Source organism: Pontibacter sp. SGAir0037 (genome assembly GCF_005491705.1).
Lineage (GTDB): Bacteria > Bacteroidota > Bacteroidia > Cytophagales > Hymenobacteraceae > Pontibacter.
In genome coordinates this window covers 3902064-3926936 of sequence record NZ_CP028092.1, presented here as the reverse complement: position 1 = coordinate 3926936, position 24873 = coordinate 3902064, and the positions used below count along the sequence as shown (strand labels likewise).

Here is a 24873-nt window from a genome sequence, read left to right as displayed (position 1 = left end):
ATTGCTACATTCGTATATTTTATCAAATATAACTGACTGTGCAAGCTATCAAAGGAGAAGGGTACTTCATTAATTTCAATAAGAGCATATTAGGGCAAGCACCTAATATGCTCTTATTGAGTTGGTCCAGGAGCTCCATGTGCCTCCATGTAGAGTATTTGTTTATTACGAAGTACGTGTGCCTACCATCGAGTACCAAGTATTTAGTTTCGAATTGGCTGTAGGTATTCGGGTTAATAGTGCAATCAATTTTAGTTACATGATCGGGTATGGTTTCGCCTATGGTGGTCCACTGGCCGTCATAGCTGGGATTATTAAGAATCTTCAGCCTTTCTCTGAAATGAGCTGATGCGGCGGCATTAAAGATATACTCCTGTCCTTCAATCTCTGCTACAACTTTATAGGCATCATTATATCGCATCAATATAGGTATACCTCCTTCCTCATGAGACCGGCCAATTAAGAGTCCACCTTTGGTACCATCCACTGCATCCCCGCTATCTAAAAAACGTTTTACTGCTTCATGCTTAAAATGAGTAATACCCCAGAAGTTTAATGGATGGTTCATTTTATAATTCCATGTTTTATAAGAAGAGCCTCTAATGCCTCGGTTTTTTTCCGTTCTGCCTGTAGCTGATCTTTCTCAGCTTGTAATAAAGGCCAGCAATCTTCGCCATTATTATTCTGACTTACAAACATTGCTCCCCTACCTGTTAATAGCCAGTTTGCATCAAGATGAGGAAAGACAGAACAAAGCCTAACGCATCCCTCTATTGTTGGCAATGCCTTGCCATTTTCAATGCTTGACACTTGTCCACGGCCCACACCAATAATATTTCCAAGCTCCTCACCGCTTAGTTTTTTTTCTTTTCGAAAGGCTTTGAGCCTGCTGCCAAATGTGGTTTGTTCGGTCATATAAAACAAAAGATATTTGAATGTTAGTTATAAATAAACTTTTTGTTGATTTGTATTGTATAAGCTTATATATTTGTTGCATATTAGCAAACAAAGTTAGCAAAGTATTCTTTAATATAACAAAAAGTTAGTTATGAAGATTGCGGCAAATTATTGTCACACTATTGAAGTAGCTCAATATACAGCCAGTTTCAAGAGCTACAAGCTTAACGGTGTGAAGATGCGCGAGGTGGTAGTGTACCAAAACGGGCAATGGATTTATCGTGACAAGTTTAAGGCAGAAGAGAGGGAGAAGCATGAAACTTACGCCCAAAATTTCATAAAGGCAATGCGGTTGCATGATACAAAGCAATATATGGCTCAGCTTGAAAACATGAAGGGGGTTTAAGTAATGTCACTCATACTCAGTATTGGAAAGAACGGCGGTCTGTATTACCACAATGGCTATACAAAAAGAATCTGCCTTTGGAGATTATCCATAACATTCATTCCCCGTGATATCGACGAGGTGCTAAAGCAACTATGACCCTACAAGCCATACAATCGCTCCTGTGGGGGGCTCTGATGAACTTAAAACAGTCAGGCCAATTAACGGAAAGGGAAGCCGCCAGTATTGCCCTGGTGCGCTTCACCTGGACACGGGAACAAGCCCTGCAAAAACTGAACAAATTATCAAATCAAATACCAGCAACAAATTTCTAAAAACTTAAGCCATGCTTTTAAATTCAAACCTTTCTACAACTGGCACTAACAATATGCTGATCTTAAACCTGCTAATGCAGGAAGGCAAGCAAGCCCACACCACGGAAAATCTAGGCAGCTTCAACAACACAAGCCGCTTCAACTACAACACACCAGAAGAGGAATTAAAGAACTACCAGATACAGGAATTTATCAAATACATCCAAGGTACAAATAGAAGCCACAACGCCTACAACGATCCAAAGTTATTGCAGAGAACACTAGCAGGTGCAGCTATCATAAGCCAGGACTCCTTCTGCTGGCTCAATGGCAAGGTAAGCAAAGGACTAGCTACTGGCCGTCAGTGCGGGGATCGGGCGGATGTTATATCAAGCTTCGAAACTCTTTTTAGTTATATAGGCTATATGGAGCAGTTTCCAGTCCTGTTTGATAGGAACTGGCGCATTATTGACGGCTACCAGAGGTGTCTGGCCGCTCGGAAATTCGATACAATGGAAGTCCCTTATATTATGTACGATATAAGCCTTTAAGGAATCCTATTTTAGAAAGTTATGATTACTTTCCTTTGATTATAACTAAAGACTACTCTAGCTTTTCTCGTAGTTCTGCTTCAACTTTTTTAAGTCGCGAGAGCTTGTTTGGATCTAACTCTTTACTTAAAAGGTGTAAGGTGTAGTAAAGTGCAGTTGTTAATTCTTGGGTGTCAAGCTCATCAAACTTCGCATTAAATACTGCATACTCTAAGATCTTATTCATCTTCAAAACTATTTGTTCATTCTTTCTAACGCTCATATTGAGCATTGTTTATACTTAAAAGCCTGATGGTGTACCTAATAGTACTTAGTGTTAAACCGAAAACTTAAAGAATTATCATGCCTATCCTAAACTATACTACCAAAGTGCCAGCCACAAAAACAGTTGGTGAAATTCAAGAAGTGCTGGCAAAAGCCGGTGCTTCTAAAATCATGATAGATTACATAGATAGAGAACCAGTGGCAGTTTCATTCCTCGCTATAATGCAGAATGGTACAGAGCTTTCATTTCGCTTGCCATGTGATTGGGAGGGAGTACTGGCTGCTCTTGGACGTGATAAGGTAGAACGTAAGTTTCTTACACCTGAGCATGCAAAAATGGTGGCCTGGCGCACGGTGAAGCAATGGGTAGAGGCACAGTTAGCTTTCATAGAAGCAGAGCAAGCTACGATGGCTCAGGTATTCCTGCCATACGCAGTTACCAGTACAGGAGAAACAATGTATGATCGGCTAATTAACGACAGTAAAAGACTTTTAACTTAACAACATTGATTCTGTACACAGTAAAAAGTCTTCATAAAAGAAAAGGGCAGCATCGCGGCTACCCTTCTCTAAACCTTTTTATTTACAAATTTTAGCAAATAAACAACTTGAAGCCTTTGAAAGCAATTTGTTCTTCAATATTCCTGACACTGTCAATCCCCTACCAGCCAATCCAAGGCTTGCCCCTTGTCTGTAAAATCCTGCAGCTCAAAAGGGGTATAAATAAATTGACTGGCGGCCTGTTTGATGCTTTCCTCTATCCTGGCCTCCGTTGCAAAGTCCGCTGATCGTATGCGCGCCAGTTTAACCAATCTGGTTTTCACCAGCCCTGTAGCAAAATACATGATAAGCTCCCTGCTTTCTTCAACCGTTATATTGCTGGTAGCGGCTGCAGTTGAATTAAACAAAACATGCCTGATGTTGTAGTTCCGAACGATGTCCAGCACAATATCCATTGTGTGCTTTACTTCCCGAAGAAGGTAATCCTGAAGGTCCGGGTAATCAATTTCAAGAATGTCAGAAGCTGGATCGTAGTCGAGCTTAAACATGCTGTTCTCAAAGAGGATCATTTGGGAAGGTATTAAGTGTTTTCATTGGTATGGCGCAAATATTAATCAAACTTAATAAATTAATATGATTTGCCTGCCCTCTTTCTATAAAAACACATTATCCAAATGTGAATCCTGGTATAGGGAATCTACAGCCTCCGCTCGCTTCGCTTGCGCTCGTCGATTTTCCTTTGGAGCCGATGGGAGGTGGTGTGGTTTTCGTGGGCGTCCCACTCCCGGAATGCCTCCGCTGCTCTTTCCAGGTACTGCGCCTGCAGCTCCGGTGTCAATGCCTGCCAGCGGCTGGTATACTCGTTTCTTTCTTCGCAGTCCTGTTCATAAAAGTTATGAGCAATAAAAGCCATCAATCTTTGTTCTTCTATCATATAAGTAACCAAGTGGTTCGCTAACTACGATACTGCAATAAATATAGGTTTTTATTTATTGTTTCCATTCTTGAAGCTAAGTAAGTTATTGTCTCGGTAACCTAGGGTTAAAAAAGATCAAATAACATTCTCCTAAAATACTCATTCCATCTAAAATAAGTAGCTGGTGGTATCTGTACAAGCCTTTCCCTCTTATGGTCATTAGGTTACCTCGCTACTGAAAAATTGAGAAGCGCTATGTTGGTAGGTTTTCAGAGTATAGCCTCAAGTCAATTTATGATCTTTTGATCAATAGAGGTGCAGTTGATATTTAATTCCCCAGCATGTACTAAACGAGGAGGTACGTCTAAAAACCACCCCCAGCCGAAATTACAGGGAAAGTCAAAAGATAGAAAGGATTCGATTTTTTGTTTGATTAGTATTAACTATAGTACAAGAGACTATTATAATTTCATATTGTGACTTAAAAATAATAGCCGCCCTTACTGGCGGCTATTATTTATTTCTTTGGACTTGATGGTGGTGTCTTGGGTGGCGGCGGTAGAGGCATTCCTCTTGTGCCTGGGTTGGGGTTGCTCGGTGGTGGGCTTGGTGGTTGTGGTGTTTGCTTTGCCATCTTCTTTATAATTTAATGTGCTTAAGGTTACAAATATTACTAAGGCAAATACTCCTATCCAAAGTGAAATGAAGGACGCAAAATTGAGACGCTTTATTAGCCTATTATAATGATACATTTTATCAAGCAATTTTAGGTATTGCTTACCCAGTTCTTCTGCTTCTTGAAAATCAATACTATCAAGCTTTTGATATTCAAGATATGTTGATTCGTGATATTTGCTAGAAAACCAGTGGGAGGTAAGGCTACCCATCAGTGTTAGTGTGAAAGTAATCCAAGAGCAGATCATGAGCCAAATGTATGGTGAATCTGCTCCTCCTAGTTTTTCAACAAAGGTTAGGGAGAGGGCTAAGGCACCTGAAGATATAAGTGTGAGGTTTTTGTCAAAAGCCTCTACACTTTTTGCCCATTGGCTTTTTAGGTCCTTGACAAATTCTATATGCTGTTCTTCATTCGTCATAATAGAAGTTTGTTATCACCGTCCGAAATATTTCCGATAGGTTAAAAAAAAGCCCTTAGAATAGCTCTAGGGGCTTTTTTATGTGGCCGCGCCGGGAATCGAACCCAGATCTAAAGTTTAGGAAACTTCTATTCTATCCGTTGAACTACGCAGCCAAAAAGAATAATCTGCCGCAAATTTAATGCAAATATGGCGTTATTCAAAAAAGAAGATGAACAAAGCCATTGTTTAATAATAAGCTACAGCAACGGCAAAGGCTGCAACTGTTAAAACCAGCCCTACCATAAATATAGTATAGGAAATACGCAGTATTTTATACTTGCGGTTAAGCACATCTCCTAAATAATAAATATCGGTAATCATGTTGGTGTAAAGCGATTTTTTGTCGCGCATGATCTCGTGCATTCCGTTCTGAAAATCTTCCAGGCTCAGGTTAGTGAAGTTGCCGAAGAATAATAGGTTTACTTTACGGGTATCGATCTTCTTTTTATTAAGTGTAAAGCTGGTAACATCGGGCTGGGCCGATACAATGGCAAAAACAATAGAAGCAAGCGTAGTAAGGAGTAGCATGCCTACCGGAACCAGCAAAGAGCGGTGCTGCGCAAATTCTGCTCCTGTTACCGAAGTTTTGGCACTTAAATAAGTGATAACCACCGATATGATAATAGCATTCAGGCTGATCATCATGTTGGCTTTATTGTCGGCAATGGCGCTTAGGTTAAGGTGGGTGCGGTAGGTGTTGCGAAACATGGTTTCGATACCCCTTTTCGGCTGAGCCAGCGTTTCCCGTTTCTTTTTGGCTTCTTTTTTATGCTTCTTGGTTTCCTGGTGCAGGCGGCTGCGCTGCTCCTGAATATTCAGGCCAAGCTGCTCTGCAAATTTCTGTTGCGCATGATGCGTGCGAAATGTAGTGGAAAGTAAGAAGTCTATCTGAAACTGGGCCCATTCCCGGTCTGTAAAAAACCTGTTCTGGAAAATCTCCAGTTCTACCCGTAGTAGTTCCGCAATAGAGAAAAAAGACTTCTTCCCGATATTTGATATATCGGCATCTACGAGTATTTCTTGCAGCAGCCCCTGTGGCTCTGTGCCATGCCTGGTTGCTAAAATCAGGTTGTTGATCAGCTCAATGCGCTCCTGCGGGTACTGCTGTGCCTCGAGCCATTCTGTAGCAAAGCGCACGCTTTCATCCTCGTGGCCGCTATAGGTATTAATATAACCGGTGTCATGAAACCATGCAGCCAGCACAAGGTCCTGCAGGTCATCAGCAGATAGCTGGTACCGTTGGGCCAGGTCTCTGGCTTCTTTAACCGTTTCAAAAGTATGTCTGTAGTTGTGGTAAACAAGCTTTTTAGATAGTCTCTCTTTAAAGAGCCTGAAAATGTATTCGCTGGCTTGTTTTACGATGTCCTGATTTTCCATAATGTAACTATTCAGCCTGAGAGGGCCACAGGTTAAAAACCTTTGCACCTGCTGCTGGTAAGAGGAGGAGCTTATGTATCTGCGGTTACGGCAAATACAACATTTTGTTAATATTTGAACTGCACAGAAGCAATTTTAGGGAGTATATCAACAACTAAATATTTGCACGACACGTTTAGGAATGTCAGTCCTGCTGCCTTTAGGTACAGCACCATGTATAGAGGCAAAAGGACCGCTGCAAATAAGGCATATTGAACCGAGTATTCCTGCCCCGGCTAAACAAGCAGATTTCTTATTGAAAAGCCTGATAGAACCAAGTTGTAAGGTACTGTGGCAGACGTTATGGGTTTCGTAAGCATTAAGCAGCTATTATCTGCTCTATTATATATGAGAACTAGACACATACTGCGACAATTTGTACGCTCCTTATACCTTCCCTTTCTTTTGCTGGCTGCCTTTGCATGTGCGCCTACAACACTCTATTACAGCCCCCAGGTGCGCGATTGGGAGCAGGTAAAACAAAATCCGCAGAACAAACTGCTCTATACCGTTTTCCTGATTGGTGATGTGGGAGCACCTTCTCTCGATCCGCAGGAGCCCTCTCTGAAACTGATGCAGCAGCAAATGCAGGAGGCAGGAGCACAAAGCACCACAATTTTTCTGGGCGATAACATCTATCATAACGGACTGCCGGAGCCTGGTAAGCTGGATCGTGAGATATCGGAAAAGCGTATTAATGCGCAACTGGATGTTTTAAAAGGATATCCGGGAGAGAAATACATGATACCTGGCAACCACGACTGGAACCACAGCGGGCGCGGTGGGCTGGAGGCCATTCTGCGGGAACAACGCTATGTAAACGAGTATTTATCAGAAGAGAATATAGAAGCCGGAGGCGATTTTTTTGTTCCTGGAAATGGTTGTCCTGGCCCGTATGAAGTAAAAATAAGCGACGACCTGGTATTAATTGCCATCGACTCTGAATGGTGGCTGCACCCGTTCGACAGGCCCTATGGTACAAACACAGCCTGTGGCGCTGCTACAGAAATAGAGTTCCTGGTGCAGTTAGAAGACATCATTAAGAAAAACAGCGGCAGTGATATTATGGTGGTGGCCCATCACCCGCTAATGAGCAGGGGGGCGCACGGAGGCTTTTTTTCGTTGAAGGATCATATTTTCCCGCTTACGATGCTGCGCGACTGGATGTACCTGCCTCTGCCTGTAATAGGCTCCATTTATCCTTTCGCCCGAAAATACGGTGGTATACTGCAGGATATTCCGCACCCACGCTACCAGGCGTATAAAGATGGGCTGCTTGCCATTTTTGAGAAGTACGATAACATAACCTACGCAGCAGGCCATGAGCACGCGCTGGAGTATTTTAAGTACAACGATCTGCCGCATATTGTAAGTGGCTCTGGCTGCAAAGTGCAATACATAAAGCCAGGCGGCGGAGTAAGCTATGTGCATAAGGAAAAAGGCTTTGCCAAGGTACTGTACTACGAAAATGGCGAAGCCTGGACGGAGTTCTGGGTGCCGGAAGGTGATGGCTCTACCGGTAAAATTGCCTTCAGAACGCAGCTTTATACCAAGAAAAGAGCGAAGGAAGAGCCACTGGTGCAGGATAATAAGGACTATACCGATAGTACAATAACGGTAGTGCCCAACAGGAATTACCTGATTACAGGCTTGAAAGAAAAGCTTTTAGGCAGCCATTACCGCCAGGAATGGACTACGCCTGTAACGGTGCCGGTGCTGGATATGAAGCGGGAACTGGGCGGGCTGACGCCTTACCAAAGAGGTGGAGGCACCGAGACAGTTACCTTGAAAGTAAGAAACCCGGAGGCCAGAGAATATACCTTGCGTACCGTTAACAAAGACCCTACTTTAAAATTGCCCGAATACCTGCATGAAACACCTGCCAGAGCTTTGCTGCAGGACCAGATATCGGCACAGCATCCGTATGCAGCCCTTGCTATTCCTAAACTGGCCGATGCCGCTCATATCTTTCACACGAACCCGAAATTAGTATATGTGCCGAATACGCCTTACCTGCGGCAGTACCAGGAGGAGTTTAGCAATACGCTTACTTACCTGGAAGAGGATGCAGACGAAAACCACGAGGATGTGGCCAGCCTCGGGAATGCTGAAAACCTGGTAGGTACCGATAAGGTGTTGCAGGAGCTACAGGAGGATAACGATAACCAGGTAGATGAGCAGGCTTACGCGCGTGCCCGCCTCTTCGATATGCTGATAGGCGACTGGGACAGGCACGAGGGACAGTGGCGCTGGGCAGAGCAGAAGAAAGAAGGGCCTGGCAAGCTCTACATTCCTGTTCCCGAAGACCGCGATCAGGCTTTTTTTAAGGCAGATGGAGTGCTGCCCTGGCTGGCCATGCGCAGGTGGAGTATCCAATATGTGCAGAACTTTGGCTACGAGATAGATGATGTGATAGGCCTGAACCTGAATGCCCTTACCCTCGACCGTACGCTCACATCTACCCTTACCCGGCAGGATTGGGTGCGCCATGCCCAGGAAATTAAGGCAAGTATAACAGATGCGGTTATAGAGGAGGCTATTAACCAGTGGCCGAAGAATATTGTAGCCTTATCAGGAGAAGAGATAAAGGCAAAATTAAGGGCGAGGCGGGACCAGCTGCCACAGGTTGCGGCACAGTTTTACGAACACATGGCTGTTATGGTAGATGTGGCAGGCAGCAAAAAGCATGAGCATTTTGTAGTAGAGCGGCTAAACGACAGCGAAACCAGGCTTACTATATACAAAACATCCAAAGAGGGAGAGGTGCGTGATACACTTTACCGGCGCACTTTTTACACCAACGAAACAAAGGAGATCCGCTTATATGGCTTAGGAGGCTTGGATCAGTATGATATAACAGGAGATGTGAACAGAGGAATTATTGTGCGCCTCATAGGTGGCTATGAGCAGGATCGCATTACCGACATCTCAAGGGTAAGCGGCCTGAAAAGGCATACGGTTATCTACGATTCCAAAGAAGGTAACCAGATCAGTTTCGGGCCCGAGTCAAAAGACAAAACTTCTACATACCTGGATGTGCATTTCTATGACAGGGACAACTATAAATTACCTAAAAAGGGACCAACGGTATCACTGGAGTTTAACAAAGACGATGGCCCCTTTTTAGGTGCTGGTTACCGCATTCGCACGCAGCAATTCCGCAAAAGCCCTTATGCATCGGAGCAAAAGCTGGAGGCTAACTATGCTTTCTATACCCGGTCTTTCAACTTTGCCTATAAAGGCGATTTCAGGGAGGTTTTCCGGAACTGGCACCTGAATGTAACGGCGCTGGTGCAGGGGCCGCAATACCAGCGCAATTTCTATGGCTTTGGCAACGATACGCAGGGCGACGACAGAAGTAGCGCCGGTGGCGACACGTTCTACAGGGTCAGGTATAACCGTTTAGGATTAGATGCTTATTTATACCATGAGCTGGCAAAGTTCTTTAAAATAGGTATAGGCCCCACGTATGATCGCTTCAGGGTGAGAAATATGGGCAATGAAACTTTCCTGGTGCAGGAGGCCAGGGCAGGAAGGCTGCAGCCGGGCACCTATAACCTGGAAGAAGGCGGTTTTAATTCGCAGCACTATGTCGGGCTGGCTGCCTTTGCCAATTTAGATGTTCTCGGCGATCAAAACGAGGCCAACCCAAGAATAGGCATGCGCTGGCACAACCGAATCAGCTATAATAAGCAGGTAGATGCAGAGCAGCTTTCCTATACCAATATCAGTTCGGCGTTCAGTTTCTACCTCACCCCTAATTTTCCTTTCAGGTTAACCTGGGCAGGGCGTGTAGGCGCTTCTCACAACTTCGGTGATTTTAGATTTTACCAGGCTAATGCCCTGAGCGGGCAGGATAACCTCAGGGGATATCGCCGTACCCGCTTTTCGGGCAGAAGTGTTATCTATGGGAATGCAGAAGCAAGGCTTCAGCTGTTTGATGCCAATCTGTACCTGACTCCCGCCAGGTTTGGTGTTCTGGCGCTGTTCGATGCAGGTAGGGTATACTACGAAGGAGATAAAAAGCAGCCGTTCCTGCGGAGCTTACATACTGGTGTAGGCGGTGGTATATGGGTCGATCTGCTGGATAACAATGTCGGAACGCTTTCTTATGCCGTAGGCGAAGGCACCAGCCAGTTGCTGGCAAGCATCGGCTTTCTTTTCTAGGAAGTAGAGCGGGAAGAGTTAAAGAAGTAGAAAGCTAAAAGGTTAGAATGTATAGCCATGCCCTGCTATACATTCTAACCTTTTAGCTTTCTGAATTTTTACCTTTCTATCTTCTCCGGCTTTCCTTGGTTTTCCAGATAATGATAGGTAGCGTATTGTGCCCGTAAGTGTGTTGGGGCTACAGGTTGGGCATAGGTATTGTCTACATTACGGGCTTTCATATCGTCTGCCAACTGGAAATCTATCAGAGCGCGCATTTCTTTTCTGATGTCTTCCTGGTAAATAGGGAAAGCTACTTCCACACGCCTGTTCAGGTTGCGTGTCATCCAGTCGGCTGATGCTATGTAATATTCTTCTTTGCCATTGTTATGGAAAATGTATACCCGCGCATGCTCCAGGTAACGGTCTACGATGCTCCGTACCGAAATAAGCTCGCTTAAACCTTCTATACCTGGTATAAGGCAACAAATGCCTCGCACAATCAGCTGTATTTTCACACCTGCCTGGCTGGCCTTATATAGCTTCCTGATCATGCTTTCGTCTTGCAGGGCATTCATCTTTAAGATCATGGATGCAGGCAAACCTTGTCTGGCGTTATTTATCTCTCGGTCTACCAGCTCTGCAAATTTTTCGCGCATCGTTAGCGGAGCCACCAGCAGGTGCTCAAAATTTTTGTCTGGCTGCTGATCTATAAAGTAATTAAATACCTTCTCAACATCCTTGGTAAGCCGCCTGTCGGAGGTAAAAAGGGCATGGTCGCAGTATATTTTAGAGGTGTCTTCGTTGTAGTTGCCTGTGCTCAGGTATGCATAGCGGGCAAGCTTTCCGTCTTCGTTTCGCACAATCAGGCCGAGCTTCGAATGAACTTTCAGGTCTGGCACCCCCAGAATAACATTGGCTCCGGCTTTCTGTAGTTTTCCGGCCCAGAATATATTTGATGCTTCGTCGAAGCGGGCTTTAAGTTCTACCACTACTGTTACCAGTTTGCCGTTTTTTGCAGCTTTCACCAACGACTTGGCAATAGCTGAATTATCGGCTACTCTGTAAAGCGTAGCACTGATGGCCGTTACTTTCGGGTCGTGGGCGGCCTCGTTGAAAAGACGTAACACGTAATCGAAAGACTGGTAAGGGTAGTGCACCATGTAGTCTTTCTTTTGCATGGCCTCTAAAATGCTTGGTTCCTGCTCCAGTTGCGGGTGCAGCAATGTAGGCTGCGAGCTATACTTCAAGTCTGGCAGGTTAAAATCAGGAAACTGAAAAAAATCGCGGAAGTTGTGGTATTTGCTGCCTGCTACCAGTTCGTCTTCTGTTATACCTGTATGGGCAACAATAGCCTTTAACAAGTCCTGCGGTGTCTCCGGATCGTAAAGTAAGCGGGCGGGATAACCTGTCTCACGTTTTTTTAGGCTGTTCCTTATTTTAGACATCAGGTCGCCCGACAGTTCATCTTCTATATCCAGTTCGGCATCGCGCGAAACTTTTATGGCATGCGACTGAAATACAGTATACTCCGGGTACAGCGCGGGCAGGCAATAGCGGATAACATCATCTATAAACATGACGTAGCGCTGTTCGCCTACCGTAGGCAGTTTTACAAAGCGGCCTCCATGTTTCCGGGTAGGTACCTCCATCAGTATAAACCGCCTCTCCTGCACAGCAGTCTGCGCTGGCTCCGACATACAGATGGCCAGGTAAATAGTCTGGTCCTTCAGAAAAAAATTGGTCTCTGTATCATCCAGTAGCATAGGCGATAGCAGGTGCTGGATATGCTCTTTAAAATATTGCTGTACAAATTCTTCCTGCTCCGGGCTTAGGTCGTGCTCTGTTAGCAGATGAATGCTGTTCTGCCGCAGGTCGGGCAAAATACCGTCTCTGAATACTTCGCCTAACTCTTCCTGCTGGCGCCTTACCTCCTGCATTACTTGGTCAAACGTATCGGTAGGGTCGTGGGAGAGCTGCTGGCGTGTCTTTTTCTTTAACTTGATCAGGCGCTTCAGGGTAGCCACTCTTACTTTAAAGTACTCATCCAGGTTAGACGAGAATATAGCCATGAACTTAATGCGCTCCAGCAGTGGTACCTGCCGGTCTTTGGCTTCCTGTAAAACTCTGTAATTAAAAGCGAGCCAACTCAGTTCCCGGTTCAGAAGAGGGTATGACTTCTGTTTATCGGCGGTGTTTTTTTCCATGGTGTTAATACCTGTTGTGATAAGGGTTGATGGGAGCAGGTAGTTTATTCTTTATGGTTTTTAGGAAAGTCTACAAATAGTAGTTGTGCATTCTCACGTCTGATGTCGTACCAGCTTTCGCAGTCGAAGTAAAGAGCGGCAATACCTGCAGTTGGCAGGTTTGCTAACGGTTCAGGCGAAAGCAGGTTAGTAAATTCAGAGATGGCATCGTTATGGCCGATCAGCATCAAGCTATTAGCTTCGGCCGGGGTTTCCTGCACTACTTCCAGCAAGTCTTCTTTGGTAGCGCCATATACGCGTTCGTCTATACGGATATCATCTGCATCATATTCCAGTTCTTTGGCAATAAGGCTGGCAGTAGAAATAGCGCGTACAGCAGGGCTCGAAACAATAATAGCGGGCTTAATTTCTTTCAGGGCAAGTTCCTGGCCCATAAGTGGCGCATCATTTCGGCCACGTTTATTTAATGGGCGATCGTGGTCGCTTAGGTCTTCAAACTCCCAGCTCGATTTGGCATGTCGTACAATGTATAGGGTCTTCATAAGTCATAAATTACAAAAGCCACTGTGGCTACATAGCTGTAGCCGCCGTGGCTTTTGTATCTTACTGTAAGCACCCGAAAATAGTTGTCTCAGCTTATACCTGGCTATTACAGCCTCCGGTTTGCGGCCAATACACTGCTTTATATATTGTTAGGATAGCGCTCAAAATGTATTTCCGCTACACGTCGCTGCAGCTCATTACGCAGCTCCTCTATGTTAATTTTATTTGTAGCAGAGATAAAGAGGGCGGGAGCATGTATCTTAGCCATATATGTTTCCTTCAGGTCGTCCAGCGAAGGGCGGACATGTACTGCGCCTTCTTCCTGTAGTTCCTGCTCACGCTGTGCCAGGTACTGATCTATCTTGTTAAACACCAGCAGCACAGGCTTATCGGCCGAGTTGATGTCTTTTAAGGTATCATTTACAACGGCAATGTGGTCTTCGAAAGAAGGATGCGAAATATCCACCACGTGCACCAGCAGGTCTGCTTCCCTGATTTCATCCAGCGTAGATTTAAACGACTCGATCAGCTTGGTAGGTAATTTACGAATAAACCCTACCGTATCTGATAACAGGAAAGGCACATTGTCCAGCACCACTTTGCGCACGGTGGCATCTACGGTAGCGAAAAGCTTGTTTTCGGCAAATACATCCGATTTGGAGAGCAGGTTCATAATAGTTGACTTGCCCACGTTGGTATAGCCCACCAGTGCTGTTCGCACAATGCCACCCCTCGATTTTCTTTGCTCGAAGTTCTGCTTCTCGAACTTGGTCAGCCTGTCTTTCAGCAAGGAAATTTTATCGCGCACAATACGACGGTCAGTTTCAATCTCTGTTTCTCCAGGACCCTTCATGCCGATACCACCTTTTTGTTTGGAAAGGTGAGTCCAGAGATTGGTCAGGCGAGGGAGCAGGTATTGGTACTGCGCCATTTCCACCTGTGCGTGTGCCTGGGCTGTTTTAGCGCGCAGGGCAAAAATATCCAGTATAAGCAAGCTTCGGTCTACAATTTTTACCTGTAGTTCACGCTCAATATTGCGCACCTGCGAAGGGCTCAGGTCATCATCGAAGATCACCATATCTACATCAAACTCCTTTACATAAGCCTTTATCTCTTCCAGTTTGCCGCTACCAACAAAGGTGCGGGTATCCGGCTTATCAAGCTTTTGCACAAAGCGTTGCACTGTTTTGGCTCCAGCCGTTTCTGTTAAAAAAGCAAGCTCGTCGAGGTACTCAGCGGTCTGCTCGTCAGATTGGCGGTAGCTAGGCACGGCCACTAGTACAGCCGTTTCCTGTGGTTTTGCGGTTTCATAAAACTGTTGTTTCCCCATTCAGTAGTTTATTAATATCATCTTATAAGCTGCCGCCTGTACTGCCATACTTCTTGTATAGAATGGCCTATGGTAGGGCAGGCTGTAACTAATTCGTTTTTATAGCAGCGTATTTCTTTACGTAAATAAATAAGGCTTTGGCTACACCTGGCTGTCTGTTAAAGCAGCCATATTTCAGTCAGCCCCAGCATATAGTAACATGTTTGGTGGCCGGATTGGTTGCAAGTTAGTTTATTTTTTAAGAGGATGTGCAAATTCACCGTTTTAGGCTTTCATAAGCAGAAGAGCCTTATCTTTGTCTTCTGCCAGTTTGTTTCCTGAATCTGTATGCGTGTTGCAATTGTAATCAACTCTTCCTGGAACATCTATAACTTTCGCATGAGCCTGTTAAAAGCGCTGCAGGCAGAGGGGCACGAAATAATAGCAATTGCGCCGGCAGATGCTTATTCGCAGAAGCTGAAGGAGGCAGGTTGTCGTTTTGTGCCGGTTAAAATGGGTAACCATACCAACCCGTTTCAGGATATATGGCTTACCTGGCAACTTTACAGCGTGTATAAACGTGTTAGAGCCGATGTGGTGCTGCATTATACCATTAAGCCTAATATTTATGGTACACTGGCTGCGCGCATGGCTGGTATCCCGTCGGTCAATAATGTGTCAGGCCTGGGCACTGTGTTTTTAGCCATAGGCTTTGTTTCAGCTGTTGCCATGCAACTATACCGGCTGGCTTTTCGGTTTCCGGCAAAAGTGTTTTTCCAGAACAACGACGACAGAGCACTTTTCCTGAAGAAGGGGCTGGTAAAGCAGGAGCGGACTGATCTGGTGCCCGGTTCTGGGGTAGACTTGCAACGGTTCCGGCCTGCGACAACATTTGTCCGCCATGAGCCATTTACTTTTCTGATGGTGGCAAGGCTGTTATATGATAAAGGAATAGCAGAATATGTGGAGGCGGCGAAGCTGGTAAAAGAGAAGCATCCGGATGTGAAATGCAGTATACTAGGGGCCATAGATAAGCAGAATCCTTCCGGGGTGCAGCCCTGGCAGCTGGAGCAATGGATAAAGGAAGGATGTATTACCTATGTAGGCAGTACCGATGAAGTAGCTCCCGTTATAGCGCAGGCCGATGTGGTGGTACTCCCTTCTTATAGAGAAGGTACTCCGAAATCGTTGCTGGAAGCAGCGGCGATGGCAAAACCTCTTATCGCTACCGATGTTCCCGGCTGCAGAGAAGTGGTGATGCACCAGAAAAACGGATTTCTGTGTAACGTCCGAAATGCCGGCGACTTGGCTGATAAGATGCTGCAGATGCTTGACCTGAACAACGAAGAGCTGGAGCAGATGGGAAGAAACAGCAGAGCCATTGCCGAACACAGGTTTAATGATAGTTTTGTAATTGAAAAGTACCGTTGTGCCCTGAAAGCAGTGGCAGCTGGTAACAGATAAGAAATCATTATAGACTTTAAGATGGAACATAACACCTTTCCGATAGAAGGATTGATCGAATTTGTACCTCGCGTTTTCAGAGACGACAGAGGCTTTTTCCTGGAAACGTTCAGCATGAAATGGTTTGAGCCTTTTGGCATTCAGCCAAATTTTGTGCAGGATAACCAGTCTGTATCCGCAAAAGGCGTACTGCGTGGGCTGCACTTTCAGAAGCCGCCTTATGCCCAGGGGAAGCTGGTGCGTGTATCCAGCGGAAGGGCATTAGACGTAGCAGTTGATCTGCGGAAAGGCTCTCCTACTTATGGCCAGTATGCCACTTGTCTGCTGGATGCAGCGAAGCTGAATGTGTTCTATATTCCGGAAGGATTTGCGCATGGCTTTGTGGCCCTGGAAGACAATACCACTTTCTTATACAAGTGCACCGACTTCTACAATCCTGCATCTGAAGGCGGCATTATCTGGAACGATCCCGCTATAGGAATAGACTGGGGAGTTGCCACACCGTTAGTATCGCCTAAAGACGAAGTACTGCCGTTACTAAAAGACTTTGAGTCACCATTTTGATGAATATACTAATTAGTTAATGTGCTAATATATAAGTGTAAAAGGTAGTGTAGCTTGCAAAATTGATATTGCTAAGTACCTCTGACGTCTCATTTATAATAAATTAGCACATTAACTAACTAATAAATTAGCACACTAAAACAGCTCCACCAGTGTTTCCAGGCCCATGCCCCGGGAGCCTTTTATCAGGATATAGCTTTCAGATACAGGGTGTTCCTGCAGCCATTGCTGTAAATCGGCTTTGGTTTCGAAGTGTAGAAAGGTTTCTTTAGCGGTGGCGGCATATCGCATGTCTTTGCCGCAAAGCAAAACAGTATCGAAAGGTTGGGCTGCTGCTATTTCGCCTATGGCACGATGCTCTGCCTCACTTTCTGCTCCCAGCTCGAACATATCGCCTATAATAACCACTTTTCTGGGGGCGTTCATGCCTCCGAAGTTGCGAAGTGCTGCAGCCATAGAGGTTGGGTTGGCATTATAAGCATCGAGCAGTAACGTATTGCTGCCTTTTTGCAATACCTGCGAACGGTTGTTAACAGGGCTATAGCCTGCAATAGCTTCGTTAGCCTGCTCCAGTGGCACCCCAAAATACTTGCCTATACAGGCAGCTGCAGCCATGTTTTCATAGTTATAGCTGCCTACCAGTTGTGTCTGTACGGTGTTGCCTTCTTCATCGCGGTAAACAACAAAAGGCGATGCTTCCAGTAATTCGCTGTGGTAAAAGTCGTTGGCGGCAGGAAAGGTAATCTTTTGCGCTATGCGGCGGCTCATGCGTACCAGGTGCTCATTACCAGTATTTATAAACACTGTTCCGCTGTACTGGTCGAGGTGCAGGTACAATTCGCTTTTTCCACGTGCAACACCTTCCAGGCTGCCAAAGCCTTCTAAATGTGCTTTGCCAATGTTCGTAATCATGCCGTGCGTAGGCAGTGCTATACTACAGAGCAGTGCAATTTCACCTATATGGTTAGCGCCCATTTCGATAATAGCCATTTCATGCGCTGGTTTTATGCGCAGGAGAGTGAGTGGCACTCCAATGTGGTTGTTCAGGTTGCCCTGCGTATAAAGCGTATTAAACTTTTGGCTGAGCACAGCATGTACCAATTCTTTAGAAGTTGTTTTGCCGTTACTGCCTGTAATGCCAATAACAGGTATGCTAAGCTGCTGCCGGTGGTGCCTTGCCAGGTCCTGCAAAGCTTGCAGCGTATCTTCTACTACAAAGCAATTAGCAGAGGCCATAGCAGGATCGTCTACAACAGCATACCGGGCACCTTTCTGCAAAGCCTGTTCTGCAAATTTTGCTCCTTTAAAGTTGGGGCCATTCAGGGCAAAGAACAGGCTTTGGTCTTGCTCGGCACGCGAATCGGTGCTTACATGGCGGCACTCCAGGTATTTTTGATAAAGAAAGTCGATACTGTGTGGCATGAAATGCTTAATTTTAGCTTGATGAAACGCTATAACACTGCTTTCTGACGTTAAGAATAAGCAGCAGCTTATCTGGCAAATATACGTTCAAAACCGCAAAAGCTGAAAGCTGCAAGTCAGCTTGCACGAATTAAAAATATACACCCGGTTTTACTGGAGCCATGCGATATACAATATGAAACACCTGTTTACCCTGCTTTTCTGGTTTTGTACTGCCTCTCTGAGTGTGGCACAAAATTCACTGCAGTTTCGGCAGCGCCTGGATATACCCTTAACACTAGCAGCTAGTAACATTCCCATGCCCTGGAGCGGGGGGCTTAGCACCCCTCAGTTCTCTGCCATCGATCTGAATAAAGATGGCCGGGAAGATCTTTTTGTATTTGACAGGATGCAGGGCAAGGTGTTCACCTACCTGGCAGTGCAGCAGCAGGGGGAGTGGCGTTACCAATACGCACCGGAATACGAGGCGCTGTTTCCCGGTGATCTGGAGTATTGGGTCCTGTTGCGCGACTATAACTGCGACGGCCTTAAAGATATTTTTACCAATGGTTTGGGAGGTATAAGGGCTTATAAGCAAACTATAGGAGAAAACGGGCAAATCGCTTTTGTGCTGGATAACCCGGAGTTAACTTATGCAGGCTCCACAGGCAGGGAAATTAACATGCTGATGTTGAGCGATGACATTCCTGCTATAGTGGACATGGATGGAGACGGAGACCTGGATGTGTTGATTACAGAGTTCTCGAGGGGAACTGTGCTGGAGTATTACCGGAATGTGCAGGTAGAGGAAGGGTTAAGCTGCGGCACTTTAAAGTTTGTGAAAGAGAGTGAACAGTGGGGTGGCATATACGAATGCGAAAACCAGAACTGCAACAACTTTATGTTTCATGTGGAATGCCGTGTGGCAGCTCCTTTACATTCTGGCCACGACGGTTCTTCTTTACTCACAATAGATCTGAACGGGAACGGGGTGAAAGACCTGCTGATTGGCAGCGTAGAGTGCGATAACCTGGTGATGATGGAAAACAAAGGCAGCAAAACGGTAGCCTATATGGATAGCTTTGAGCCGCTTTTCCCGCTGAACACTTCGCCTGCCCAACTCAATCTTTTTCCTGCTGCCTATTACGAAGACGTAACATTTGATGGCATTCCGGATTTAATTGTGGCCTCTAACAGCAGTAATAACACTGAAAACAAAGTAGAGCTGCAGCGTTCTGTATTACTGTATAAAAATAACCGCACGGCAGATCATCCGGATTTTGTGTATGAGCAGAACAATTTTCTGCAAAAAGAAATGCTCGATTTAGGCGATGGCGCTTACCCGGCTTTTGCCGACCTCGACGGTGACGGAAAGCTGGATATGCTGATAGGTAACCGCAGCTCTTATAGGAATGGAGGCTACACAGGCAGCCTGGCCTATCTGCGCAATGTTGGCACTGCCAGCGAACCGGCTTTTACCCTCATATCAGATAATTACCTGGGGCTGGCCGGGCAGGGGTTTGTAGATATAAAACCTGCTTTTGCTGATATAAACGGCAATGGTGCGGCAGATCTAGTCTTAACTGTTTCAGATAAACAAACGGGAGCTACTCAGATCATTTATATTTCAAATACAGGTGAGCCGGGGCAGGAATGGCAACTGGACTGGGCAAACAGATGGCCTCTTCTCGCGGTAACTCCTGGCGATTCTCCATGTTTTGCAGATGTAGACGGAGACGGAGACCTGGATATGCTTATTGGCAAAACGTTGGGATTTCTGGAGTTCCACCGGAATACGGGCAGCATCAGTAATCCGGTTTTTGTAAAGGAGAGGGATGACTTAGGCGGTATCAGCTACAATGTTTTCCGGTATAGCCTTTATCCTGCTATAGCCGATTTAAACGGCAACGGCACTCCCGACCTGGTAACGGTAGATAACAGTGGCGCAATACGGGTGTACACAGACTTCACGAAAGACCTGAACGCTTTGTTTGAGGCGCAGACGAACCTGCTGGAAAACAACCTGACAAAACAGGTGCAACCTACTAAACTCGGTAAGAACCTGGGAATAGCCATTGGTGCTTTAGGCGATGAAGGGAAGCTGTTTGCGGCCATTGGTACACAGGGAGGAGGCTTATATCTGTTAGAGCAAACCGCAGGAGGAGACAATAATCCTGGTGCGGCAGAAGAAGCGTTTCATTTACTGGTGTACCCGAATCCTGCCGATGTAACCCGCGCAGAAGAAACTTTCAGGGTGCAGGCAACCGTGGATGTCGCGGTGGAGGTATATGATGCTGTTGGCAAAAAAGTTTACTCGTCAGGTAGCAGATTGCAAAAGGTGCATAGCCTGAAGTTGCCTCAGGTAAGAAGTGGTGTATATTTTCTGAGGGCTACCTCACAGGAAGGTAAGCACCAGGTTAGAAAGGTGGTTTTAAATTGATGCGCGCTTTTATACTTGTGCATATAGCAGACTCAGGAGCTATTACCTTTGGTGACCCTATGCTGGATTGGGTAAAGCAGCAGTACGCCAACGTAGTTCCGTTCGATCTGGATGCACAGTCGGATGAACTGATGCAGCAGTATGCGCTGCGGTTATTACGCGAAGCAACGGCCAGTATCGTCTGCCTGAAAGCAGAAGGTCAGGCGGCTTTTGGCAGAGTAGTGCCATTGTTGCAGGAGCTGCTTATGCCCCACCTCAACAGGCTGGTTGTACTACAGGGGGAGCATTTGCGGCTGCAACGGGTTTTTGAAGCAAGGCCTGATATGAAATTTACAACTATACGCAGCAACGCAGAGTTGAAGGCAGCAGTGCAGCAGTTCTTTTCAGCGTAGTATGAGCTTTACATTTACATCGTAAAATCATCTGCATCCAGGTGTACCGGAAAGGCTTCTCTAAAGCTTTTCAGTTCCTGCCAGCTTAAGGTAACAGTGTGTATTCCTTCCTGTTCGGTTGTTTCTAGCAGCTTGTAACCTTTGGGGTGAATAACAGCAGAATCGCCGGAGTAAGGATGGCCGTTTCCATCTGTGCCTACACGGTTTACACCCACCACATAAGCCAGGTTTTCTATAGCACGCGCCTGTAAAAGAGAACGCCAGGCCACATTGCGGGGCTTAGGCCAGTTTGCCACATATAAAAGCAGGTCATAGCTGTTGTTCCTGTTGCGGCTCCACACCGGGAAACGCAGGTCGTAGCATACCAGCGGGCATATTTTCCAGCCATTTAGCGCTACCAGCAGCTTCTCTTTGCCTGCCGTATAGGTATGGTGTTCCTTAGCCATCCGAAACAGGTGCCTTTTATCGTACCTGGCATAGCTGCCGTCCGGCCTTACCCACAGCAGGCGGTTATAGTAGTGTTCTCCTTCTTTTACAATCAGGCTGCCCGTTATAACTGCCTGGTGCTGCTTTGCCATTTTCTGCATCCACGCCAATGTTTCTCCTTCCGGTTCTTCGGCAAGAGAAGCGGCCTCCATGCTAAAGCCGGTCGGGAACATCTCTGGCAGTACAATTAAATCGGTTTTAGGAGCAGCCGTGGCTAATTTGTCGGTAAACATCTGCCGGTTGCTGGCTGCATCATGCCAGTGTAGCGTGGTTTGAACGATGGTAACAGTTAAGTCTTGCATGGGTGGTTGCAGAAGTAAGAAATTTAATTCCTGATCTCTAAATTACTCATCCCCTTGGTTTGATGAAAATTTTTTAGCAATATAGTTATGCTTTAGAGAATGACCTATGCTTAAGAAAATCCTGCTATCCTTTTTAATGGCCTTGCAAAATACAAGGGCGCGCCTGTTGCATACTTTACTGTCAGTTTTGGGTATTGTGATAGGTGTGGCAGCATTGGTTGTTGTACTGTCGCTGATTGATGGGTTGGAGAAATATGCGCATGAACAGATATCGAGTACTACTTCCCTTAATTCTATCATGATCGCCACCAATACAAATAAAAGAGTAAACAATGTATGGCTGAAAAAGGAAAATTACGCTTACTTCACACATAACGACTTTGCGCAGCTTGCCGCTTCCTTATCTTATCCTGCAAGCGGCTTTATTGGGAATAGACAAAATGCTGAAGTTACCATAGCAGAGCAAGGTTTGGCGGTAGGAGCTTTGCTTGTCGGGAAAGGTGCCAGCAGTTGGCATGAAGCAGCTATATGGCATGGTAAACCTTTTTCAGAGAATGATATTGCAGAACGTAATCCTGTAGCGTATGTAAATTTTGCTTTTGCCAGGCAGGTATTAGGTAAAGATTCGGCTCAGTATATTCTGGGAAGAACTATAGTCTTCAAGGAAAAACAACTAAAAATCATAGGTGTCTTAGTTGATGATAATACACAAACGCCAGAGGTTTATTTTCCGATTACGATATTAACGGATGAGGAGCTGAAGACGGTGCCACCAGTTTGTATGATTGAAGCCAAAAGCGTTGAGAATGTACCTGCTTTAAAAACAGAGGTAGAGGCTTGGCTAACAAATCACTTTAAAAGCGATAGCACAGATTTTAATGTAGGAACAAATGAGGCGAGAGTAGCACAGGCGGCACAAGGATTTCTTCTTTTTAGGGTTGTAATGGGGCTGATTGTAGGTATATCTGTACTTGTGGGAGGTATTGGCGTTATGAATGTGCTGCTCATCTCTGTTACAGAACGTACGGTAGAAATAGGAGTGAGAAAAGCTATGGGGGCCAAGAAATCTGATATTATGCTGCAGTTCCTGTCGGAGTCAGTTACAGTATCTTTTTTAGGTAGTATGCTGGGATTGGCAATGGGCATTGCTCTTTCTATGGTGGCTGTGCCCATTATCAAATCAATTGCAGATGTACCCTTCGAGGCAGCTTATACCTGGAATACCTTCATCGTAATTACTATTGTAGCCATTATAATTGGTATTGTTTTTGGCACCTATCCTGCCATGAGAGCTGCTAAACTAGATCCGGTCGAAGCTATCCGCAGAGAGTAAAATCTATAGCTGTACCAGCCTTTCAGCCGCTTTACGCAGCGTATCTTCTCCTTTGGCAAAACAGAAACGAAGATACTTGTGGTCGGCTTTGTCGTGGTAAAAAGCTGATACAGGTATAGCGGCAACGCCAATCTCCCGGGTTAGTCTTTTGGCAAAATCCACATCGTATTCATCTGAAATAGCGTCGTACTTCAGCAACTGGAAGTATGTGCCGGCAGAAGGGATTAACTCGAACCTGGAAGGCTGTACCAGCTCCATAAACAGATCCCGCTTCTGCTGATAAAAGTCTGGCAGACGGAGGTAATGTTCTTCGTTCTCCATAAAATCGGCAATGGCTAATTGCAGGGGAGTAGGAGATGCAAAGGTAAGGTACTGGTGTATCTTGCGGAGCTCGTTGGTAAGTGCAGGTGGAGCTATGGCATATCCTATTTTCCAGCCGGTAGTATGGTAGGTTTTCCCAAACGACGAGATGGCAATGCTTCGCTCCCGCAATGCCGGGTGCTGCAGCACACTGGTATGCTGTCTTTCATCAAACACCATATGCTCGTACACCTCATCACTGATCACAAAAATATCAGAGCCATTGGTTAAAGTGGCTAAAGTTTGCATATCCTGCTGCGTCATAACGGCACCTGTCGGGTTATGGGGCGTGTTCATGATAATCAGCCTGGTGCGGGATGAGATACGCTTTTTTACCTGCTCCCAATCCACATGGAAATCCGGCAGCGCAAGTGATACATAAATAGGTACGCCGCCGCTTAAACGGATTGCCGGAGCATAAGAGTCGTAGCAGGGCTCCAGCACCACTACCTCATCACCTGGCTTTACAATTGCTGTAATAGCTGCAAACAAAGCTTCCGTTGCTCCAGAAGTAACGGTTACTTCTGTTTCAGGATTTGGACGGTAGCCATATAGTTTCTCTGTTTTCTCGCTGATCTTCTCGCGCAGGTGCAGCACCCCGGGCATAGGCGCGTACTGGTTATAGCCTTCGCGCATATACTTCGCCACCAGCTCTACCAGTTCTTCCGGGCAGTTAAAGTCCGGGAAACCCTGCGACAGGTTAATAGCTTGCTGCTCGTTAGCCAGAGCCGACATAACAGTAAATATAGTAGTGCCTATATCAGGTAATTTGCTGGAAGGGTAGTTTATCATCGGGTGAATAGCTAATGCTCAAAGGTATTAAGATCAGCGTTATAATTTATCTGTTGAAGATGCAAATAATTCATTATACACTCACTCGCAACGGTAATTCTACAAGTGAGTTTACTGCAATAAGTATTCTGTTGTTTTTCTAAGCGCTGGTACTGCCTCTGCTTCGAACCATGGGTGCCGTTTAAGCCAGAACTGGTTACGAGGCGAAGGGTGGGGCATGGGCATATAGTGAGGCAGATACGATTGCCAGGCTGCAACGGTTTCTGTTAAAGTGCCTTTTGCAGTGTGCCCCAGAAAATAATCCTGTGCGTATTTGCCAACCAGAAGCGTTAGTTCTATTGCAGGAAGTTGCGCTAAGAGCAGCTGATGCCAATGTTGAGCGCATTCCGGGCGGGGAGGCAGGTCGCCGCTTTTACCTTTGCCGGGGTAGCAGAAGCCCATCGGAATAATGGCAACCTTAGAAGTATCGTAAAAAGTAGCAGCATCAATGCCCAGCCATTGGCGTAGTCGTTTGCCGCTCTGGTCGTCCCACGGAATGCCGCTGGCATGTACCCTGGTACCGGGCGCCTGCCCTACTATAAGCAGCTTTGCCGTAGCGGCGGCTCTTACTACCGGGTTAGGGCCTAAGGGTAGGCTTTCTTCACAAATGCGGCAGGCACGAACTTTCGCCAATAAACTTTCCAACTGCTCCATGGTTACTAATGCAGGTAAACGAGATGGCAAAGATACAGCAGGAGAGGGGAAAGTTGAAAGT

General features: G+C 45.8%; 24 protein-coding genes and 1 tRNA gene. 10 read left to right on the top strand and 15 right to left on the bottom strand.

The window, feature by feature from the left end:
- Positions 1 to 22: 22 nt before the first annotated feature.
- Both C1N53_RS16120 and C1N53_RS16115 read right to left on the bottom strand, forming a co-directional pair.
- Positions 23 to 568: a hypothetical protein gene (locus C1N53_RS16120; protein WP_137760292.1), complete on the bottom strand. Its 546-nt coding sequence runs from the start codon at positions 566 to 568 to the stop codon at positions 23 to 25.
- Entirely contained in the window at positions 565 to 915 is a 351-nt protein-coding gene (locus C1N53_RS16115) for a helix-turn-helix domain-containing protein (RefSeq protein WP_137760291.1), read from the bottom strand. The genes C1N53_RS16120 and C1N53_RS16115 overlap by 4 nt, the downstream gene beginning before the upstream one ends.
- A 133-nt stretch (positions 916 to 1048) precedes the next feature.
- Between C1N53_RS16115 and C1N53_RS16110 the strand changes: the two genes are divergently transcribed.
- The 3 genes from C1N53_RS16110 (at position 1049) to C1N53_RS16100 (ending at position 2147) form a co-directional block, all read left to right on the top strand.
- A complete protein-coding gene (locus tag C1N53_RS16110) occupies positions 1049 to 1303 on the top strand; it encodes a hypothetical protein (protein ID WP_137760290.1) in 255 nt (84 codons plus the stop codon).
- Positions 1304 to 1437: 134 nt separating this feature from the next.
- A complete protein-coding gene (locus C1N53_RS16105; protein WP_137760289.1) occupies positions 1438 to 1617 on the top strand; it encodes a hypothetical protein in 180 nt (59 codons plus the stop codon).
- A gap of 11 nt (positions 1618 to 1628) precedes the next feature.
- Complete coding sequence (locus C1N53_RS16100) at positions 1629 to 2147, top strand: hypothetical protein (RefSeq protein ID WP_137760288.1); 519 nt, start codon at positions 1629 to 1631, stop codon at positions 2145 to 2147.
- Between the two features lie 52 nt (positions 2148 to 2199).
- Here C1N53_RS16100 and C1N53_RS16095 read toward each other — a convergent pair whose 3' ends face one another.
- Positions 2200 to 2409 (bottom strand): hypothetical protein, encoded by a 210-nt coding sequence (locus C1N53_RS16095; RefSeq protein WP_137760287.1) that lies wholly within the window; start codon positions 2407 to 2409, stop codon positions 2200 to 2202.
- Positions 2410 to 2489: 80 nt separating this feature from the next.
- Here C1N53_RS16095 and C1N53_RS16090 point away from each other — a divergent pair, with 80 nt between their 5' ends.
- Entirely contained in the window at positions 2490 to 2912 is a 423-nt protein-coding gene (locus C1N53_RS16090) for a hypothetical protein (protein WP_137760286.1), read from the top strand.
- 152 nt (positions 2913 to 3064) lie between these two features.
- Here the strand turns inward: C1N53_RS16090 and C1N53_RS16085 are convergent, their stop codons facing one another.
- The 5 genes from C1N53_RS16085 to C1N53_RS16065 form a co-directional block, all read right to left on the bottom strand.
- Positions 3065 to 3481, bottom strand: a complete 417-nt coding sequence (locus C1N53_RS16085) for a hypothetical protein (RefSeq protein WP_137760285.1) — start codon at positions 3479 to 3481, stop codon at positions 3065 to 3067.
- A gap of 128 nt (positions 3482 to 3609) precedes the next feature.
- Positions 3610 to 3846, bottom strand: coding sequence for a hypothetical protein (locus C1N53_RS16080; protein WP_137760284.1), 237 nt, complete (start codon positions 3844 to 3846; stop codon positions 3610 to 3612).
- Positions 3847 to 4328: 482 nt separating this feature from the next.
- Positions 4329 to 4922, bottom strand: a complete 594-nt coding sequence (locus C1N53_RS16075; RefSeq protein WP_137760283.1) for a hypothetical protein — start codon at positions 4920 to 4922, stop codon at positions 4329 to 4331.
- Between the two features lie 83 nt (positions 4923 to 5005).
- Positions 5006 to 5077, bottom strand: a tRNA-Arg gene (locus C1N53_RS16070).
- 73 nt (positions 5078 to 5150) lie between these two features.
- The gene (locus C1N53_RS16065; protein WP_137760282.1) at positions 5151 to 6341 is read right to left on the bottom strand and encodes a Pycsar system effector family protein; all 1191 of its coding nucleotides are present in this window, start codon (positions 6339 to 6341) and stop codon (positions 5151 to 5153) included.
- Positions 6342 to 6728: 387 nt separating this feature from the next.
- On the opposite strand from C1N53_RS16065, the gene C1N53_RS16060 reads away from it, so the two are divergent.
- Positions 6729 to 10547: a metallophosphoesterase gene (locus C1N53_RS16060; protein ID WP_137760281.1), complete on the top strand. Its 3819-nt coding sequence runs from the start codon at positions 6729 to 6731 to the stop codon at positions 10545 to 10547.
- A gap of 98 nt (positions 10548 to 10645) precedes the next feature.
- On the opposite strand, the gene ppk1 is transcribed toward C1N53_RS16060, so the two are convergent.
- The 3 genes from ppk1 to hflX form a co-directional block, all read right to left on the bottom strand.
- On the bottom strand, positions 10646 to 12733 hold the full coding sequence (gene ppk1 / locus C1N53_RS16055; protein ID WP_137760280.1) for a polyphosphate kinase 1: 2088 nt from the start codon (positions 12731 to 12733) through the stop codon (positions 10646 to 10648).
- Between the two features lie 44 nt (positions 12734 to 12777).
- On the bottom strand, positions 12778 to 13275 hold the full coding sequence (locus tag C1N53_RS16050) for a histidine phosphatase family protein (protein ID WP_137760279.1): 498 nt from the start codon (positions 13273 to 13275) through the stop codon (positions 12778 to 12780).
- Positions 13276 to 13415: 140 nt separating this feature from the next.
- Complete coding sequence (gene hflX / locus C1N53_RS16045) at positions 13416 to 14606, bottom strand: GTPase HflX (protein ID WP_137760278.1); 1191 nt, start codon at positions 14604 to 14606, stop codon at positions 13416 to 13418.
- A 327-nt stretch (positions 14607 to 14933) separates the two neighbouring features.
- On the opposite strand from hflX, the gene C1N53_RS16040 reads away from it, so the two are divergent.
- Positions 14934 to 16049 carry a glycosyltransferase family 4 protein gene (locus C1N53_RS16040; RefSeq protein WP_137760277.1) on the top strand — a complete coding sequence of 372 codons (1116 nt, stop codon included), beginning with the start codon at positions 14934 to 14936 and terminating at the stop codon, positions 16047 to 16049.
- A gap of 21 nt (positions 16050 to 16070) precedes the next feature.
- The gene (gene rfbC / locus C1N53_RS16035; protein WP_137760276.1) at positions 16071 to 16613 is read left to right on the top strand and encodes a dTDP-4-dehydrorhamnose 3,5-epimerase; all 543 of its coding nucleotides are present in this window, start codon (positions 16071 to 16073) and stop codon (positions 16611 to 16613) included.
- Between the two features lie 135 nt (positions 16614 to 16748).
- Here rfbC and murF read toward each other — a convergent pair whose 3' ends face one another.
- Positions 16749 to 18035, bottom strand: coding sequence for a UDP-N-acetylmuramoyl-tripeptide--D-alanyl-D-alanine ligase (gene murF / locus C1N53_RS16030; protein WP_137760275.1), 1287 nt, complete (start codon positions 18033 to 18035; stop codon positions 16749 to 16751).
- Between the two features lie 175 nt (positions 18036 to 18210).
- Here murF and C1N53_RS16025 point away from each other — a divergent pair, with 175 nt between their 5' ends.
- Both C1N53_RS16025 and C1N53_RS16020 read left to right on the top strand, forming a co-directional pair.
- Positions 18211 to 20454: a T9SS type A sorting domain-containing protein gene (locus tag C1N53_RS16025; RefSeq protein WP_137760274.1), complete on the top strand. Its 2244-nt coding sequence runs from the start codon at positions 18211 to 18213 to the stop codon at positions 20452 to 20454.
- Positions 20454 to 20846, top strand: a complete 393-nt coding sequence (locus C1N53_RS16020) for a hypothetical protein (protein ID WP_137760273.1) — start codon at positions 20454 to 20456, stop codon at positions 20844 to 20846. Before C1N53_RS16025 ends, C1N53_RS16020 begins: the two co-directional genes overlap by 1 nt.
- Before the next feature lie 14 nt (positions 20847 to 20860).
- Here the strand turns inward: C1N53_RS16020 and C1N53_RS16015 are convergent, their stop codons facing one another.
- The gene (locus tag C1N53_RS16015; RefSeq protein WP_137760272.1) at positions 20861 to 21634 is read right to left on the bottom strand and encodes an amidohydrolase; all 774 of its coding nucleotides are present in this window, start codon (positions 21632 to 21634) and stop codon (positions 20861 to 20863) included.
- Positions 21635 to 21740: 106 nt separating this feature from the next.
- On the opposite strand from C1N53_RS16015, the gene C1N53_RS16010 reads away from it, so the two are divergent.
- Complete coding sequence (locus C1N53_RS16010) at positions 21741 to 22967, top strand: ABC transporter permease (protein ID WP_137760271.1); 1227 nt, start codon at positions 21741 to 21743, stop codon at positions 22965 to 22967.
- A gap of 3 nt (positions 22968 to 22970) precedes the next feature.
- On the opposite strand, the gene C1N53_RS16005 is transcribed toward C1N53_RS16010, so the two are convergent.
- Positions 22971 to 24119 carry a pyridoxal phosphate-dependent aminotransferase gene (locus tag C1N53_RS16005; RefSeq protein WP_137760270.1) on the bottom strand — a complete coding sequence of 383 codons (1149 nt, stop codon included), beginning with the start codon at positions 24117 to 24119 and terminating at the stop codon, positions 22971 to 22973.
- Between the two features lie 111 nt (positions 24120 to 24230).
- Positions 24231 to 24812 carry a uracil-DNA glycosylase family protein gene (locus C1N53_RS16000; protein WP_137760269.1) on the bottom strand — a complete coding sequence of 194 codons (582 nt, stop codon included), beginning with the start codon at positions 24810 to 24812 and terminating at the stop codon, positions 24231 to 24233.
- Between the last annotated feature and the right edge of the window lie 61 nt (positions 24813 to 24873).

Excerpts from the sequence above, each read along its gene's own strand:
- C1N53_RS16040 (WP_137760277.1), top strand. The coding sequence starts at position 14,934 with ATGCGTGTTGCAATTGTAATCAACTCTTCCTGGAACATCTATAACTTT.
- C1N53_RS16065 (WP_137760282.1), bottom strand. The coding sequence starts at position 6,341 with ATGGAAAATCAGGACATCGTAAAACAAGCCAGCGAATACATTTTCAGG.
- C1N53_RS16120 (WP_137760292.1), bottom strand. The coding sequence starts at position 568 with ATGAACCATCCATTAAACTTCTGGGGTATTACTCATTTTAAGCATGAA.
- C1N53_RS16100 (WP_137760288.1), top strand. The coding sequence starts at position 1,629 with ATGCTTTTAAATTCAAACCTTTCTACAACTGGCACTAACAATATGCTG.
- C1N53_RS16050 (WP_137760279.1), bottom strand. The coding sequence starts at position 13,275 with ATGAAGACCCTATACATTGTACGACATGCCAAATCGAGCTGGGAGTTT.
- ppk1 (WP_137760280.1), bottom strand. The coding sequence starts at position 12,733 with ATGGAAAAAAACACCGCCGATAAACAGAAGTCATACCCTCTTCTGAAC.
- C1N53_RS16015 (WP_137760272.1), bottom strand. The coding sequence starts at position 21,634 with ATGCAAGACTTAACTGTTACCATCGTTCAAACCACGCTACACTGGCAT.
- C1N53_RS16090 (WP_137760286.1), top strand. The coding sequence starts at position 2,490 with ATGCCTATCCTAAACTATACTACCAAAGTGCCAGCCACAAAAACAGTT.
- C1N53_RS16010 (WP_137760271.1), top strand. The coding sequence starts at position 21,741 with ATGCTTAAGAAAATCCTGCTATCCTTTTTAATGGCCTTGCAAAATACA.
- C1N53_RS16075 (WP_137760283.1), bottom strand. The coding sequence starts at position 4,922 with ATGACGAATGAAGAACAGCATATAGAATTTGTCAAGGACCTAAAAAGC.
- C1N53_RS16000 (WP_137760269.1), bottom strand. The coding sequence starts at position 24,812 with ATGGAGCAGTTGGAAAGTTTATTGGCGAAAGTTCGTGCCTGCCGCATT.
- C1N53_RS16115 (WP_137760291.1), bottom strand. The coding sequence starts at position 915 with ATGACCGAACAAACCACATTTGGCAGCAGGCTCAAAGCCTTTCGAAAA.
- hflX (WP_137760278.1), bottom strand. The coding sequence starts at position 14,606 with ATGGGGAAACAACAGTTTTATGAAACCGCAAAACCACAGGAAACGGCT.
- C1N53_RS16060 (WP_137760281.1), top strand. The coding sequence starts at position 6,729 with ATGAGAACTAGACACATACTGCGACAATTTGTACGCTCCTTATACCTT.
- C1N53_RS16080 (WP_137760284.1), bottom strand. The coding sequence starts at position 3,846 with ATGATAGAAGAACAAAGATTGATGGCTTTTATTGCTCATAACTTTTAT.
- C1N53_RS16085 (WP_137760285.1), bottom strand. The coding sequence starts at position 3,481 with ATGATCCTCTTTGAGAACAGCATGTTTAAGCTCGACTACGATCCAGCT.
- C1N53_RS16020 (WP_137760273.1), top strand. The coding sequence starts at position 20,454 with ATGCGCGCTTTTATACTTGTGCATATAGCAGACTCAGGAGCTATTACC.
- murF (WP_137760275.1), bottom strand. The coding sequence starts at position 18,035 with ATGCCACACAGTATCGACTTTCTTTATCAAAAATACCTGGAGTGCCGC.
- C1N53_RS16095 (WP_137760287.1), bottom strand. The coding sequence starts at position 2,409 with ATGAGCGTTAGAAAGAATGAACAAATAGTTTTGAAGATGAATAAGATC.
- C1N53_RS16005 (WP_137760270.1), bottom strand. The coding sequence starts at position 24,119 with ATGATAAACTACCCTTCCAGCAAATTACCTGATATAGGCACTACTATA.
- C1N53_RS16110 (WP_137760290.1), top strand. The coding sequence starts at position 1,049 with ATGAAGATTGCGGCAAATTATTGTCACACTATTGAAGTAGCTCAATAT.
- C1N53_RS16025 (WP_137760274.1), top strand. The coding sequence starts at position 18,211 with ATGAAACACCTGTTTACCCTGCTTTTCTGGTTTTGTACTGCCTCTCTG.
- rfbC (WP_137760276.1), top strand. The coding sequence starts at position 16,071 with ATGGAACATAACACCTTTCCGATAGAAGGATTGATCGAATTTGTACCT.
- C1N53_RS16105 (WP_137760289.1), top strand. The coding sequence starts at position 1,438 with ATGACCCTACAAGCCATACAATCGCTCCTGTGGGGGGCTCTGATGAAC.